10 protein-coding genes are annotated in these 15892 nt (G+C 62.7%); 6 read left to right on the forward strand and 4 right to left on the reverse strand.

All coding sequences use genetic code 11. The features are described from left to right. Positions 1-9: 9 nt before the first annotated feature. From EM6_RS03555 to hfaB (EM6_RS03575), 5 genes are all read left to right on the forward strand, one after another. The gene (locus tag EM6_RS03555) at positions 10-3159 is read left to right on the forward strand and encodes a glycoside hydrolase family 2 TIM barrel-domain containing protein (RefSeq protein ID WP_232037084.1); all 3150 of its coding nucleotides are present in this window, start codon (positions 10-12) and stop codon (positions 3157-3159) included. A gap of 384 nt (positions 3160-3543) precedes the next feature. After that, positions 3544-4149, forward strand: a complete 606-nt coding sequence (locus EM6_RS03560; RefSeq protein WP_126420353.1) for a hypothetical protein — start codon at positions 3544-3546, stop codon at positions 4147-4149. Between the two features lie 61 nt (positions 4150-4210). Beyond that, on the forward strand, positions 4211-4633 hold the full coding sequence (hfaA, locus tag EM6_RS03565; RefSeq protein ID WP_126420354.1) for a holdfast anchoring protein HfaA: 423 nt from the start codon (positions 4211-4213) through the stop codon (positions 4631-4633). 37 nt (positions 4634-4670) lie between these two features. Then, positions 4671-5516, forward strand: a complete 846-nt coding sequence (gene hfaB, locus EM6_RS03570; protein ID WP_126420355.1) for a holdfast anchoring protein HfaB — start codon at positions 4671-4673, stop codon at positions 5514-5516. After that, positions 5513-6457 carry a holdfast anchoring protein HfaB gene (gene hfaB / locus EM6_RS03575; RefSeq protein WP_126420356.1) on the forward strand — a complete coding sequence of 315 codons (945 nt, stop codon included), beginning with the start codon at positions 5513-5515 and terminating at the stop codon, positions 6455-6457. Before hfaB (EM6_RS03570) ends, hfaB (EM6_RS03575) begins: the two co-directional genes overlap by 4 nt. Positions 6458-6699: 242 nt before the next feature. Here the strand turns inward: hfaB (EM6_RS03575) and EM6_RS03580 are convergent, their stop codons facing one another. Together EM6_RS03580 and EM6_RS03585 are read right to left on the reverse strand one after the other, a co-directional pair. Further along, positions 6700-7314, reverse strand: coding sequence for a response regulator (locus EM6_RS03580; protein WP_126420357.1), 615 nt, complete (start codon positions 7312-7314; stop codon positions 6700-6702). 10 nt (positions 7315-7324) lie between these two features. Then, entirely contained in the window at positions 7325-8566 is a 1242-nt protein-coding gene (locus tag EM6_RS03585; RefSeq protein WP_126420358.1) for a TadE/TadG family type IV pilus assembly protein, read from the reverse strand. A 150-nt stretch (positions 8567-8716) separates the two neighbouring features. On the opposite strand from EM6_RS03585, the gene EM6_RS03590 reads away from it, so the two are divergent. Continuing rightward, positions 8717-12181, forward strand: a complete 3465-nt coding sequence (locus EM6_RS03590; RefSeq protein ID WP_232037085.1) for an EAL domain-containing protein — start codon at positions 8717-8719, stop codon at positions 12179-12181. A 108-nt stretch (positions 12182-12289) separates the two neighbouring features. Here the strand turns inward: EM6_RS03590 and EM6_RS03595 are convergent, their stop codons facing one another. Together EM6_RS03595 and bglX are read right to left on the reverse strand one after the other, a co-directional pair. Next, positions 12290-13585, reverse strand: coding sequence for an MFS transporter (locus EM6_RS03595; protein ID WP_126420359.1), 1296 nt, complete (start codon positions 13583-13585; stop codon positions 12290-12292). Further along, the gene (gene bglX / locus EM6_RS03600; RefSeq protein ID WP_126420360.1) at positions 13586-15862 is read right to left on the reverse strand and encodes a beta-glucosidase BglX; all 2277 of its coding nucleotides are present in this window, start codon (positions 15860-15862) and stop codon (positions 13586-13588) included. Positions 15863-15892: the final 30 nt, after the last annotated feature.

A 15892-nucleotide genomic window follows, 5' to 3' on the forward strand; every position in this document is an offset into this window, starting at 1 on the left:
GGGTAAGATATGTCTGGATCGCTCAGGAAGATGGTGATGGGTTCGGTGGCGGCGGGGGTTATGATACTCGCCGCTGCGCCCGTAATCGCACAAACCACACCCGTGGCGGAGTGGGAACAGCCTGAGGTGGTGGCGGTGAACCGCGAGCCGATGAAGGCGACCTTCTTCAATTTCGAGAGCCGTGATCTGGCGTTGAAGGGCGACAAGGCGGCCTCAAAGCGCTTCCTGTCGCTGGATGGCACCTGGGATTTCAAATTCTCCAAAGGCGTCGATAACCGCCCCAAGGACTTCTATAAGACCGGTGCGAACCTCAACGGCTGGGACACAATTCAGGTCCCCGGCATGATTCAGGCGCAGGGCGACGGCAAGTTCGGTCTGCCGGAATTCTGGAACATCAAATACCCCTTCCCGGCCAATGAGCCCTTCATCCCGCACGATATGATCGAGGTGGGCTCGTATAAGCGTACCTTCGACGTGGCGGCGGACTGGGCCGGTCAGGACGTGTTTCTGCATATCGGGGCGGCAGGTGCGGCTTACTACATCTGGGTCAATGGCGAGAAGGTCGGCTATTCGGAAGACTCCAAGCTGCCGTCCGAATTCAACGTCACCCAATTCCTCAAACCCGGTCACAATGAGATCGCGCTGGAAATCTATCGCTACGCCGACGGTTCCTATCTGGAGGATCAGGACTTCTGGCGGCTGTCGGGCATCGAGCGCTCGGTCTATCTCTATGCCGAACCGAAGACGCGCCTGCGTGACTTTACCGTGCGCGCCACGCTCGACAAGACCTATACGGACGGCGTCTTTGCGCTGGAGGCCGAACTGGCCGGGGCCAAGGGTGCGGCCACAGTGACCGCCACCGTCTATGACGGCGAGACGCAGGTGCTGAAAACCTCAGGCAAGGCCAGTGTCGGCAAGCCGGCGCAACTGAGCGGCACGCTCAAGGGCGTCAAGGCGTGGACGGCGGAAACGCCCAACCTCTACCGGCTGGTGATCGAGGTCACCGACGCCAAGGGCAATCTGATTTCGGCCACCTCCAAAAAGATCGGCTTCCGCACGGTGGAAATCCGCAATGGCGAGGTGCAGGTCAATGGTAAGCGCATCCTGATCAAGGGCGTCAACCGCCACGAGCACGACCCGAAGACCTACCGCGTCATGACACCGGAGCTGATGCGCAAGGATGTCGAGCTGATGAAGCAGGCCAATGTCAACGCGCTGCGCACCTCACACTATCCCAACGACCCGTACATCTACGACCTCGCCGACGAATACGGCCTCTACATCATGGATGAGGCCAATATCGAGAGCCATGAATATATGGACACCGCCGACAAGAAGGCGGCGCAGGCCAACGACCCGAAAATTCGTGAGCAGATCCAACTGGGCTACAAGCCGCACTGGGCCAATGCCCACCTTGACCGCATCTCGCGCATGGTCGAACGCGATAAAAACCACCCCTCCATCATCTTCTGGTCGCTGGGTAACGAGGCGGGCACCGGGCCCAACTTTGAAAACGCCGCCAAGTGGATTCGCCAGAACGATCCGACGCGACTGATCTCGTATCTGGGCCACGGCACGCTCTACGGCGACCATCAGCCCAACCCCTATGTCGATATCTACGCGCCGATGTACGACGATATTGACCGCATCAACGACTATGCCGAAGACCCGCGCTACACCCAGCCGCTGATCCAGTGTGAATACGCCCACGCCATGGGCAACAGCCTCGGCAATCTTGAGGATTACTGGGTCGCCATCCGCGCCAAAAAGAAGCTGCAAGGCGGCTTCGTCTGGGACTTCATTGATCAGTTCGTGGACGGCACGGACTCCAAAGGCCGTCACTACTGGGCCTCAGGCTTCGATGTGAACCCCGAACGCGGCGACAATTCCGTGGTTGGCGACGGTGTGGTGCAGGCCGACCGTACCCCGGACCCGGAATATTACGAGCTTCAGAAGGTCTATTCGCCGGTCATCTTTGAAGGCGCGCCGCAGTCGGGTAAGGTCACGGTCGTCAACCGTTACAATTTCCGCGACCTGTCGGGCTTCGACTTCACCTGGACCCTGCTGAAGGACGGCGTGGTCGCCGATCGCGGCACACTGAGCGGTGTCAAGGTCGCCCCTGACTCGTCCTCCGACGTAGCCCTGTCCCTGCCGGCCCTGCCGCAGGACGGCGCGGAATACATCGTGACGCTGGCCGCCATCGCCAAGAGCGACAGTATCCGCGGCGTGCCGGCGGGCTCGACGGTCGGCTGGAGCCAGTTTGTGCTGCGCCCGGCCGCGGCTCCGGTGGAGGCGACGGCCTTTGTCAAGCCACAGCAGAAGGGCAAGGCCATTACCCTCAGCGCCGCCGGCCGCACGCTGAGCATCGACGCCGATACCGGTCTGGTCGCGCTGGACAGCAACGGCAAGACGCTGCTCAAGGGCGGCACGCCCAACTTCTGGCGCGGCCTGACCGATAATGACGAAGGTGCCAATGTGGAGCGCAGCCACGGCATCTGGAAAAGCCTGACCGAAAACCGCCGCGTGCGCGACCTGAAGGTCGAGGCTGACCGCGTACAGGTCCTGTTCGTGCATGGCCCCGGTCAGGTGAAGGTCACCGTCACCTACCGCCTGCGCACCGACGGCAAGGTCATGGTCACCACCGACTTTGATCCGGTCAAGGATGACCTGCCCGATCCGCTGCGCGTCGGTATGCGCTTTGACACCGATCCGTCTCTGGCCAATCTCGAATGGTACGGACGCGGGCCGCAGGAATCCTATGTCGATCGCCAGACCGGCTACGCCATCGGCCGTTATAAGGGCACGCTTGCCGAACAGTTCCACGACTATGCCCGCCCGCAGGAAACGGGCAACAAGACCGATGTGCGCTGGATCGCGGTTTCTGACACATCCGGCAAGGGAGTGAAAGTAACGGGGGCTCAGCCTCTGAGCGCCAATGCCCTCGCCTTCCCCTACGAAGACCTCTATGCCCGCCCGCGCGGCGAATGGCGTGCCGCTGACGTCACGCCGCGCGGTGACGGGACGCTGCTGATCGACCTGGCCCAGATCGGTGTTGGCGGCGATACCGGCTGGTCGCAGGAGGCGCGCTCGCTGGTCAAGTACCGCATCCCGCTGAAGCCCCAGAGCTATAGTTTCACCATTGAGACGACGGTGCCTTAAGGGTCAAGATGCAGGGGCCGCAAGGCCCCTGCACCCCGATGTATGTGGCATGAAGCCATTATATAGTTACCGCAGGCGTGCCGCTCTGACACACGAAACGCTCGCCTTTCCCCAAAGGGAAGAAAAGACATTTTCTCAAATAAATACATGTATTAAGTCGACACACCCTAAGGTTATCACCGCCTTAAGAGATGTGATTTTCAATTTCTTAATAATCGCAAGATCAGGTGAAACGAATCTTTATTAAATATTAATTTCTCCTGAACAGTGGTGTTTTAATTGTTTATTTACTCAATTTAAAAATGAAAGATTAACTACATTTACCGGCCTGTCTATTGCTGATCTTCTGTGGCCCGTTTGGGGGCAAATACACAGGAGACTGAGATGAAATATCTTTCCCTAATCGCCGTCGCCGGTCTGGTTCTGGCCGGTTCGGCTCAGGCGCAAACCGCCTCGAACAATCAGAACAACTCGTCCAACATCAAGGCGCAACTGAACGCCAAGATCGACAATGTCACCAATGACGTATCGGCGACCGCTGCCGCCATCGGCAACAGCTTCACCGCCGAAGGCTCGAGCCTGAACGGCCTCAACAACTATCAGCGCTTCTTCGGGGACGCGACGTCCAACCTTTCGACGACCATCACCAATGTGACGGGCGATGTCAGCGCCACTTCGGCCGCCATTGCCAACACGGCGACGGTGAAAGCCGACTGGTCGGGTGCCGTGTCGAACACCCAGTACGTCAATTACGACCCGTCGGCGGTGCTGAACGCCACGGTCTATAATGTGGACAAGTCGGTCAGCGCCACGGCGGCGGCCATCAGCAACTCGGCCAGCTTCACCACCGACTTCAGCAGCCTGAACTCGACCCAGGTCAATACGGCTGCGGTCAATGCCTATGCCAACACCACCATCGCGGGCGTGGCGGGCAAGGTGGACGCCACGGCGGCGGCCATCGGAAACACCCTGACGGTCAAGGGTTTCTGATGATCCGGAAGGGAGCCCGCCGCGCAGGCGGGTTCCTCTTTCCCGTTATGGAGCCATAGACATGCGAACATCCGTCCTTCTCACCGGCCTCGTCTTTACCGGCCCGTTACTGGCCCTGCCCGCCGCCGCTCAGACCTCGGACCTGCGCGCGCTGGAAAACGGCTATGGCAATGGCCGACGGCTGGAAAACCAACCTTTCACCCCCACCACGCGCGATGCCAATGGCAACCGCCTGATCGTCAACGGTATCATCCAGTACGACGACGCCAATAGCCGCTACAGCCAGTCGAGTTCCAACGGCGGCAGCCTTCTGTCGAACAATAGTCTCCTGACGCCGCAGGGGACGGCCACGGCCACGGCAATTGGCAACCTGTTGTCGGTCACGGTCAGCGGCAGCCACAACACGGTCATTCTCAACAGCCGTCAGGACAATTCCGGCAATGTGTCCGCCGTCCTGAACGGTCGCAAAACGACCGGTGAATAACACCTCCCCGCTTTCACCCCTACCCGGATACGCGCAGATGCCCCCCACCCTTCGCCTCTTCTTCGCCCTGAGTTGCGCCGCAGGCTCGCTATCGCCGGGTCTGGCCACCGCGGCACCTCCGCTTGCGGAGGTGACTCTCAATGAAACGCCGGTGACGCCCGCCTTGCGCTGCCTCGCCCACCGCCCGTCTCTGAACGGCCTGCCGCGACTGGCCGTCGGGCGCATCGGCGACCTGACGGGCAAGGTCGATTTCGATACCGGCGCCAAGATCACGCAAGGTGCGTCGTTGTTTGCCGTCAGTGCGCTGGGCTATGCCGGGGTCCCGGTGGTCGAGCGTCTCGACAATTCCGTGGCCGAGATCGAACTGAACTATGCGCGGCAAAAGCTGCTGTCGGATACGCCGGAGCGCGCCGGGCAAAGCGGCGACAATTTCCGCCCCATTCTGGCCGGGCAGATCGCCGGGTCGCGCTATTACATCGTCGGCGGCATTACCGAACTGAACTACAATATCCGCTCCGACGGCTACGACGCGGCTATCGGATCGCAGGCCCTGCCCGGCGTGCAGGGGCAGATCAGCGGCCGCACCTATGTGCTCAATGTCGCCGTCGATCTGCGGCTGGTCAACACGCAGACCCAGCAGGTGGTGGACACCGTCACCTTTCAGAAGCAGGTGATCGGCGTCACCAACGACCGTCGCCTCAATGGGGGCAGTGAGGATATCGGCCTGCTGCTGCAAGGCGGCAACAGCCGTCAGGAGCCGCTTCAGATGGCGGTGCGCGAACTGGTCGAACGCTCGGTCTATCACCTGATCGCGCCGCTATGGACCGCCACTGACGCCCGCGCCTGCCTTAGCGAGGCCGGTCTGACAGCGGTGCAGCCGTGAAACGCCTGATCTTTTGCCTACCCCTGCTGCTTTCGGCCTGCGCCAGCGTCACCGCCGACCCGCAGACGGGCCTCTACGCCACGCCTGTGGGCAATGCCCCAGCCACGCCCAACCTGACGCCCTACAGCGCCGATCTGACCTGTCTTCAGCAGGCGGCGCTGGTCACGCACAAGCCCCTGCCGCGCGTGGCTGTGGGCCGTATCGAGGACCTGACCGGCAAACGCGACTTCTATACAGGGGCCAATATCACGCAGGGCATCGCCCTGTTCGCCCAGTCGGCCCTGTCGCGTGTCGGCCTGCCACAGGTCGAGCGCGGTGATCGCGACATCTCCGACTATGAACTGAAGGCCGCCATGGACCACGTCCTGTCCGACACGCCGGATCAGGCGGGCAACGATCCGGACAATTTCCGCAAGGTCTATGCCGGACAGATCGCCGGGTCCGACTACTACATTTCCGGCGGTCTGACGGAACTGAATTACAATATCCGCTCGGACGGGGTCGATCTGCGCGCCGGGGGCACGGGCAGCGATGATCCGGCGGGCAGCTTCGTGTCGCGACGCTTTGTGATGAATATCGCGCTTGACCTGCGCCTGATCGACACGCGGTCTCAGGAGATCCGGCGCGTCACCGCCTATCAGAAGCAGATTGTGGGGCGTGAGGTGAAGCCCGGCCTCTTCACCCTGCTCGACGGGACCATGCTCGACCTGTCGGGCGGGTTCAGCGAAATGGAGCCCATCCAGTTGAGCGTCCGCACCCTGGTCGAACGCAGCGTCTATGACTTCGCTGCCGGGCTTTACGGTATAGACCCGTCGGTTTGCCGCAATGGCGGCGTGGCGACGACTCAAAGCCCGGACAGTCTTAACGCTGTCGAACCCCGCCCGCCCTATCAGGGGCCCTATCTGGATCGCCGCCGCTGGAGCCGCGAATCCGCCCGATAGGCCACTCAACCCACCTTAGATCTTTATGATTTTTGGTAGAAACATAATGATCCAGATTTGTTCAGCCCCTCGCCGGGCGGTGGCTTTGCCACCTTGGCCGCCGCCTCAATGGCGGCTTGAGCGGAATGAGTCCACTAAAGCGATGTGCGGAAAAGTGTGAGCGGCTTTCCGCAAAAAATCGCGACAAAACAATAATTTAGAGCGAAATGGCGTTTCCACCCAAAGTCATTTCGCTCTAGAAATCATTTCACTTTAGCCGCCAGAGTCAGGGTTTCGCACAGTTGCACCATGCGCTCGGCCGTGGTTTGCGCGTCGGCCAGTTCGACCTCTTCAGGTTGCGCCAGCATGGATTTCAGGGCGCGGCTCGACTGTTCCAGCTTTGAAAGCGCCAGCGTCACCGCCTCATCCCTGAGACGGTTCTCTTCCTGAAGCGTGCGCAGGGTCTGACGCACCGCCGCCTCTTCGCGCGCGCTTTTCAGCACGTAGGACAACTGATGCGACACCAGCCGCCAGTTCAGCGGCTTGATCACAAACGACGTCGCGCCATTGGCAAAGGCCTTGTCCACGGCCAGCATATCTTCGCGTCCGGTGGCCACCACCACCGGGACGTGGCGGTGCGTCACATCAGCACGCATCAGGCCCAGCAGCTCAAAACCGTCCATGCGCGGCATGTCGAGATCGAGCAGCACGATATCATAGGTGGTGCGGCCCATCTTCGTCCAGGCATCGGCGCCGTCTTCGGCCACCTCAACGCTGACATTGGGCGTCGCCAGATGCGTCAGGGCAAATTCACGTAAGATAGGGTCGTCATCGACCACCAGGAGGCGCGCCGCTTCGAAGGTGACAAAATAGCTCATCGCAGGCTCCCTATTGCGTCAATGCCGGCATGGAACGGTTCGGCCCGACGCCTTCAGGGACGGGCACGCCGGAACCGGCATAGTTTTTGTTGATCACCAGTACCGGGTCCCTGCGCAGGATGACGGTGCGCGCCACGATCACGCTCCACGCCGAATCCTGCGCCACGCGCCCGGCGGTTTCGATCTCAAGCGTCGCATTGGGGATATAGATGGTCCCCAGAAGCTGGCTGACGCGATCCGACTTGATGGTGAAGGTCTGCGTGTTTTCGCGCGACGTCGCCATCAAAAATCCGGCGAAACGTCCTGATTTACGGGCTGTCAGGCGCACCTCGCCGCGGTCGGAAATATCGATCTTGTCATCGCCGCCAAAGATCAGCACCACATCGTCACCGGTCAGTTGCGCCATATTCGACATTTGCACCCGCGACATAAAATAGTGCTCACCGGGCATCAGGTGGACGCGGCCTGATCCGCCGATGATAAGCAGGCCGCAATGCACCCCCGGCGGCAGGGTGATCGACTGCGTGTTCAGCACATTGATCTGAATCGGCAAACCGATACAGGGATAGGGCGGTTTCAGGTCCAGCGTGGTGAAGGGGTCGCCGATGGTCATGGCCCCCTCGCCCGCCTGGGGTCGCGTGATGCCGGTGACCTTGCCTGCGGTCTGGATGCGCTCGGCCTCGATCATCGCCGCGGGTTCGACCGTGATGCTGTGATTGGCGTGGATGGCGCAGCCGGGGGCCTTGATCTGGGCTGTGTTTTGCACGCTCAGGCCACCGTCCTGCGTTTGCAGCACGCACAGCGGTGTCTTCTGCATATTTTCGGCGCGCGCCTTTACGGTCAGGGTGGAGGCGAAATCAATGGCGCTGAAGATGGGTTTGCGCTGAGCCACCCCCGTCACCTCGACCATGCCCTTTGGCAAATCCGCCGTAGCGGTAAACTCCACGGTCAGTCCTTCGGGCAGGGGGTTGGCTTGAAGATAGGCGGTCTGGGTGGCAAAGGTGGTGACACCGGAGGTATTCTGCCCATAGGTCGCCAGAGTTAGCCGACCGGCCCCGGCCAGCGCCCCGGCGTCCGCGGCATCCTGAAGCCGGCTCTTGTCGCGGTTGTACGCATTCAGCTCGATCGCCCCGCCGACGGCCAGCATCAAGGGCACGGCCAGCAGCGCAACCGTGATCCCGGCGTGCCCGTCACGGGCCCCCGGAAAGCGCTTCAGCAAGCGCACATAGCGATCAAACCGGCCTGATCTCATGTCAGCCTTGTAACACGGGCCTGTTAACAGCCCCTTTCCACAACCTAAACGCCTGTATTTTTATGCGTTTTTTATATAACTCCGTGATGCGACAAAAGCGCACGGTAAAACCGGTTTCCCCTTTGGCGAGACATGCTTTAGCGTCCGTCTATGCGCTCAGACGCCCGAATCAGCACCTCACGCCGACGTCAGCCGGGTTTCCATAGCCGGTTGAACCGGCTGGTTATTGGCTGCGTGCTGCTGGCCTGTTTGCCGGTCGCGGCGCTGTTTGTGGTCAATGAGGCCCATCGCTATGGCGAAACGCGCTGGTCCACGCTGAAGGCCGCTGCCGACGTGCTGGCGTCCAGCGCCTCGGAAAGCGTCGAAACGGGCGACGCGCAAGGCGCGTTCCGCGCTTTGCGCGCTGTTACGCGCACGCCCGGTATCGTCTATGCGCGGGTAGAGACGGCTCAGGGCGTGCTGGCCGAAACCGGGGCCGGGGTGCGGCTGAAATCCGATGTCAGCATCGAAGACAAGGGCAAGACGCCGTCGCTCAGCCACCTTCTGACCACCGGTTCCATCGAAATCCGCTCGCCCATCCGCCACGAAGGGCGCACGCTGGGCCACGTGGTGGTGGTGCATAAGGCCAGCGGCCTCAGCGCCGGGCTTCTGAGCACGCTGGCGGGTATCGGCCTGATGGCGGTGGCGGCCGCGGCCATTGCGTTGCTTGTCGCCAACCGGCTGCAACACCGCCTTGTCAAACCGCTGACCGATCTCACCGAGACGCTCGCCACGGTGACGCAGAGCGGGCAGTTCACGCGCGTCGAGACCGAGGCTGAGGATGAGGTGCGCACGCTGGTGGACGGCTTCAACCTGATGGCCGAAGCCATCGACAAGCGCGACCGGCAGATCGAAGCCCACGTGCAGCACCTTGAGGACGAGGTCGCTGCCCGCACCGAAGACTACCGCCTGGCCCGCGACGAAGCCAACGCCGCCAACGCCGCCAAGTCCGAGTTTCTGGCCACCATGAGCCATGAAATCCGTACGCCGATGAACGGCGTGATGGTCATGGCCGAATTGCTGGCCAGCGAGCCTTTACCGCCCAAGGCGCGCCGTCACGCCGACACCATTGTGCGTTCCGGGCGCAATTTGCTTTCCGTTATCAACGACATTCTCGACTTCTCCAAGATCGAGGCCGGGCGCATGGACGTCGAAATCAGCGACGTCGATGTGGTGGACCTGATCGACGAGGTGGTGGCCCTGTTCCACGACCGGGCGCGCGACAAGGGGCTAGAACTGGTGGCTTTTGTGCATCCGGACGCGCCGCGCCGGGTGCCCGCCGATACGGTGCGGCTGGGGCAGGTCATCGCCAATCTGGCGTCCAACGCCGTTAAATTTACCGAACGCGGACGGGTGACGCTGAAACTGCTGCCCGACCGTCATCCTAACCACTGGCGGCTGGTGGTCTCTGACACCGGCATCGGCATTGCGGCGGACAAGCTCGACAGCGTGTTCGGCGCCTTCACGCAGGAAGACCAGACCACAACGCGGCGCTTCGGCGGCACGGGGCTGGGCCTGTCCATCGCCAAACGTCTGGTCGAGGCCATGCACGGGGCCATCGCCGTCAGCAGCGAACAGGGCAAGGGGACGTCGTTTCATGTGCGGCTGCCGCGTCAGGCGGACGCCCCGACCGCCGCCCCGCCGCGCCTTACGGCCCCCGCCCGACTGCATCTGGCCGTCGCGGCCCCGGCTCTGGCCCACGCGCTGAAAGCCCGACTGGAAGCGGCCGGGTTCACCCTCAGCGCCGAAGCCCCCGACCTTATTCTGGCCGATGCCGTGCACCGCGTGTCTCTTGCCACCAAAGCCGCGCCGCTGGTCCTGCTGGCCGATATCCGCGACGCAGAGGCCGAGTTGTGGCGCCAAGACGGACGCTGCGCGTCGGTGCTGGGTCTGCCCTTGCGCCACAGCGATCTTGACCGCCTGATCACCGCCTTTGCCGAAGGCGCGCCTCTGCACGTGGACGCGTCAGACGCCCCTGAAACCGTTGGCGTCCACTACCCTGCCGCCCGCGTGCTGGTCGCCGACGATGCCGAGGTCAATCTGGAGGTGGCGCGCGAATCGCTCAGCCGCTTCGGCATTGCGTGCGTGACCGCCGCCAACGGCGCCCAGGCCCTGAGGCAGATGGGGACGCAGGCATTTGATCTGGTGCTAATGGACGGCTCCATGCCGGAAATGGACGGCTTTGAGGCCACGCGGCGCTGGCGGGCGGGCGAAGGCGACGTGCACCTGCCCATCGTCGCCCTGACGGCACACGTCGTAGGTAAAGCCGCCGAGGAATGGCGGGCCGCGGGCATGGACGCCGTGCTGCACAAGCCTTTCACGCTGGCCGCGCTCGGCGAGGTGCTGAACCGTTTCCTGCCGCATCTGGCGGTGACCGTTGAAGGACCTATGGCGGAAATGCCGGTGCCCGATACCACCCCGCTGGCGGCGGGTGAGTGGCTGGGCCCCGGTTTCACCGCCCTGCTGAAAGAGGCCGCTCCCTTCCGCGATCGCGTGGTCGAACTTTACCGCTCCCACGCCCCGGTCACCCTGAAAACGCTGGTGGCCGCCCTGAAAGACGCAGACGCCCATCAGGTGTCGTCCGCCGCCCACGCCCTGCGCTCGATGAGCCTCAATCTGGGGGCGCGGCGACTGGCCGATCTGGCGGGCAGTATCGAGGCGCTGGCGCGTCAGACTCCGCCGGACCTGCGATTGGGGGATGGCGAAGCGCTGACCGACGCGCTGGCGGCCACGCTGGCCGAAATGGCGCAGCGCCTGCCTTCGCCCGTACCGGTCGCTGCACCCACCTTCACAGATGAGGACGCGACCCTGCTGCGGCGTCTGGATGCCGTTCTGGCGCATGGGCGGCTGGATGTCGTCTATCAGCCGATCTATGACCGGCTGGGTGAAACCATAATCTCCGCCGAGTGTCTGGTCCGCTGGCCCGCCGAAGACCCCAACCCCGTCACCCCGGCCCTGTTCGTGCCGCTGGCTGAGCGCAGCGGGCGCATTATCGGGATCGGCAAGCGCGTGCGTGAAATCGTCTTTGCCGACGCCAGACGGCTGGGCGACCTGCCGCTGGCCATCAATGTGTCGCCGGTCGAGCTTGATCAACCGGAGTTTGAGGCCGGTCTGCTGGCGTCGGTGCGTGAGGCCGGACTGCACCCGTCGCGCTTTGTGATCGAGGTGACCGAAACGGCCATCCTCGGTGATCCGGAGCGTATGAACAGGCTGTTTGAGCGCTTGCGCGCGCACGGCTTCCGACTGGCGCTCGACGACTTCGGCGTTGGCTATTCGTCGCTGACCGCCCTGCACCGCCACCCCTTCGACAAGATCAAGATTGATCAGGAATTTGTGCGCGGACTGGATGGCGAAGCGCGCAAGGCGCTGGAGGCGCTGGCCATCATTCAGGCCGTGTCCGGTATTGGCCGCGCCTTCGGGATGCAGGTAGTGGCCGAAGGGGTCGAAACCGCGACCCAGCATCAGCACCTTAAGGCCGCCGGCGTACACGCCATGCAGGGCTACCTCTTCTCGCGCCCTCTGCGTCTGGAGGCACTGGTCGAACGGCTGTCTGCACCTGCGCGTGCGGTTATTTAGAGCGATGTGCGGAAACGGCGTTCGGCGAAGCCAAAAGTGTGAGCGGTTTTCCGCAAAAACATCGCGACAAAACAGAAGCTTAGAGCGAAATGGCGTTTCCACCTAACGTCATTTCGCTCTAAACGCTTTCCGGCATGCGACAATTTCCCACAGCATCAGCGCGGCACACAAACACAACCCCGCGGCAGCCGGGGCAGTCATCAAAGTTCTTATATCGGCCAGTGTGTCGGCGGTCTGTATCACGTTCGGCCTGTAGCCTGTATGTCCCAACCCCAGCCCGAACAGCCCCGCGCCTACCCCCATGGCGATCTTTGAAATCATCCCCGCGACGCCAAATACAAACCCATCAGCGCGCACCTGCAGCTTACGTTCGCCATAGTCCACTGTATCGGGCAAAAGCGACCAAAAGGCAAAAAACAGGCCGAGAAATCCACTATTGATTACAATCAGAAACGCTATGGTGATCGTCGCATCCGCTGGCACAAAGCGTAAGGCCCCTAACCCGCTCAGGCCCACACAGCAAGCCGCGATCCATACGCCGCGTCGTCCGATGTGCCGCGCCAGAAGCGTCCACAGAGGGATGACCACCAGACCCGCCATGCCCATTACCGCCAGGGCCAGCGCGCCGCTGCGGTCATCGTGTAGCTGATATTTGAAATAGTAGAGGACGGACTTGGTGAGGACCGTCCCTGAGACGGCAAAAGCCAGCGCCCCCAGATTGAGCCGCCAGAAGGCGCGATTGCGCAGCAGGCTGCCGATCAGGGCCTTCAACGCCGGCGGTGGCGCGGTCGTCTGCGGCTCAGGCTCGCGTGTCACCGAAAACACCAGCGGAAACAGGGCGGTGGCGACGATGGCAAAGGCGACAGCCGTCAGGAAATAGCCGCCCTGCCCGGAGGCCGGGGTGATCAGCGACACCAGAACCGCCGCCAGAGCCCCGAAAAACATGCGAAATCCGGACAACTGCGCGCGGCGGTCAGGATCGCTGGTGATACGCCCGGACAGGGCCGCATAGGGCACATTGACCAGCGCATAGAAGGTGCGAAAGACCAGATGCGTGCCCAAAAGACAGAGGGTCAGCATCGTGCCTTCCAGCGGCGGGCGATAATAGAGAAGGCAAAAACTGAGCCCCAGCAACGGCCCGCCGAACAGCAGATAGGGGCGATAGGCCCCGAACCGTGTGCGCGTCTTGTCCGCCGCCGCCCCGATCAGCGGGTCGATCAGCCCATCCCACACCGAGGCGATCAGATAGATCAGACCCGCCGTTGCGGGCGGCAGGCCGACCACCTCGGTATAGTAGAACAGCAGAAACAGGCTGAGGCTTTGCCAGTAGAGGTTACAGGCAAAGTCACCCAGCCCGTAAGCCGCGGCCCCGCCCAAGCCTATCTCGCTGCGTTTTCGCGTCATTTAGGCTTTCAGCACGAATTCAGCCGGGGTGCCGCCGACCGCCGAAGGGGCGATCCACACCTTGAACGCGCCCGGCTCGGCGGCGGGCTTCAGATCGGGGTGAACGAAGGCCAGATCGGCGCGGCTGAGGGTAAATTCCACCCGCTGGCGCTCCCCGGCCTTCAGGCTGATCCGCTTGAAGCCCTTGAGCTGACGGATCGGCTGGACGAGGCTCGCCACCCGGTCATGGATATAGAGCTGTACCACCTCATCGGCGTCGCGCGTGCCTGTATTGGCGATTTCGGCGCTGACCGTCAGGGTGGCGTCCCAGCCCAGTTCCGTGGTGCTGACCGTGGTCGGGCCGTATTCAATCGTTGAATAGGTCAGGCCGTAACCAAACGGATAAAGCGCCTCATTAGTGACTTCGCGGTAGCGGGTCTTATATTCCTTCACCTTCGGATCAAGCTGCGGACGACCCGTGATGCGGTGATTGTAATAATAGGGCTGCTGACCCGAGGCTTGCGGGAAGCTGACCGGCAGGCGGCCAGAGGGGGCGTAGTCACCGAACAGAATATCGGCAATGGCGTTGCCCGTCTCAGACCCCAGGAACCACGTCGCGAGGATGGCGTCGGCCTCACGTGCCGCGCCGGTGAGCGCCAGCGCCCGCCCGTGACGCAGCAGCAGCACGGTCGGCTTACCCGTCGCCTTGACCGCTTCGATCAGCGCTAGTTGCGGTGCGGGCAAGGAAATATCGGTGCGCGCCTGCGCTTCGCCTGACATGTTCTCGGCCTCGCCCATAGCCAGCACCACGATGTCAGCGGCTTTGGCCGCCGCGACGGCCGCGTCGATGCCGCCCGGAATGGCCGCTTCGAAGTCCACGCCCTTGACCACCGTGATCGCCGCCGGATCCTTCACCACGGCGCGCAGACCTTCCTCAATGGTGACGCCCTTGGCGCGGTCCGGGAAGACCGACCACGGGCCCGGCAGGTTGTGGCGATCCGCGCCCAGAGGCCCGATCAGAGCGATCTTCTGGCCCGTTTTGGCGAGCGGCAGAAGGCTGCCTTCGTTGCGCAGCAGCACGATCGAGCGGCGGCCCGCTTCGCGCGACAGGGCGACGATCTCGGCGCTGCGCACATCGGCCTTTTCGCGCCTGGCGTCCATCGAGCGGTACGGATTGTCGAACAGGCCCAGCGCCTTCTTGACGCGCAGGACGCGGCGTACCGCCTCATCCAGCACCGCCTGAGGCACTTCGCCATCCTTCACAAGCGATGGCAGGTGTTTGAAATAAAGACCTGATTGCATGGACATATCACACCCGGCCATAATGGCTTTTTTGGTGGCGTCACGTCCATCGGCGGCATAGCCGTGCAGGATCAGTTCTTCTTCGGAGGTGTAGTCGGATACCACCAGCCCTCTAAAGCCCCACTGCTCGCGCAGAATTTCGGTCAGCAGGTGGCGGTTGGCCGTGGCGGGCACGCCCGAAATGTCGTTGAAACTCGACATCACTGACAAACACCCGGCGTCCAGCCCGGCCTTGAACGGCGGCAGGTGGGTTTCCCACAGGGTGGTTTCGGGGATATCGACCGTGGCATATTCCATGCCGCCCTGCACCGCGCCATAGGCAGCAAAGTGCTTGAGGCAGGCCAGCATATTGCGCCCGTCCTTCAGGTCATTGCCCTGAAAACCCTTGACGCGGGCGACGGCCAGCACATTGCCGAGATAGGTGTCTTCGCCCGCCCCTTCGACAACGCGGCCCCAACGCTGATCGCGGGCAATGTCCACCATCGGCGCAAAGGTCCAGTGCAGGCCGACGGCGGTCGCCTCAATAGCGGCGGCGCGTGCCGTGCGGTAGGCCAGATCGGCGTCCCACGCCGCCGCCTCGCCCAGCGGCACCGGGAAGGTGGTACGCAGGCCGTGGATGATATCGGCGGCAAAGATCAGCGGAATCTTGTGCGGCGATTCCTCGACCGCTACCTTTTGCAGTTCGCGCGCCCCGGCAACACCGATCCCATTGAACAGACCGGTGATTTCGCCGCGACGGATGCGCGCCTTCACCTCGTCCCTGGTCTGGGCGACGGCGGCCGGATTGACATTGCCGAAGTCCGGCCGCGTCAGGTCGGCATAGAGGCTGAGCTGCCCGGCCTTTTCTTCGAGCGACAGCGACGCGATCAGTTTTTCGATAAAGGGGTCCGGCGCGGCCACGCCCTTGGCGAGGCCGGGGGCGACGACGGGAAGGAAGGCGGCCGTAGCTACGGCACCCTTGAGGAAGAACCGGCGTGAAGGCGTGAAAGCGGTCATGGGTTATCCTTGGTATCTGCGGGGGAAAGA

This window comes from Asticcacaulis excentricus, from assembly GCF_003966695.1.
In the GTDB taxonomy this organism is placed as follows: domain Bacteria; phylum Pseudomonadota; class Alphaproteobacteria; order Caulobacterales; family Caulobacteraceae; genus Asticcacaulis; species Asticcacaulis excentricus_A.

Coding starts and splice junctions, on each gene's coding strand:
- EM6_RS03555 (WP_232037084.1), top strand. CDS start 10: ATGTCTGGATCGCTCAGGAAGATGGTGATGGGTTCGGTGGCGGCGGGG.
- EM6_RS03560 (WP_126420353.1), top strand. CDS start 3,544: ATGAAATATCTTTCCCTAATCGCCGTCGCCGGTCTGGTTCTGGCCGGT.
- hfaA (WP_126420354.1), top strand. CDS start 4,211: ATGCGAACATCCGTCCTTCTCACCGGCCTCGTCTTTACCGGCCCGTTA.
- hfaB (WP_126420355.1), top strand. CDS start 4,671: ATGCCCCCCACCCTTCGCCTCTTCTTCGCCCTGAGTTGCGCCGCAGGC.
- EM6_RS03580 (WP_126420357.1), bottom strand. CDS start 7,314: ATGAGCTATTTTGTCACCTTCGAAGCGGCGCGCCTCCTGGTGGTCGAT.
- EM6_RS03585 (WP_126420358.1), bottom strand. CDS start 8,566: ATGAGATCAGGCCGGTTTGATCGCTATGTGCGCTTGCTGAAGCGCTTT.
- EM6_RS03590 (WP_232037085.1), top strand. CDS start 8,717: ATGCGCTCAGACGCCCGAATCAGCACCTCACGCCGACGTCAGCCGGGT.
- EM6_RS03595 (WP_126420359.1), bottom strand. CDS start 13,585: ATGACGCGAAAACGCAGCGAGATAGGCTTGGGCGGGGCCGCGGCTTAC.
- bglX (WP_126420360.1), bottom strand. CDS start 15,862: ATGACCGCTTTCACGCCTTCACGCCGGTTCTTCCTCAAGGGTGCCGTA.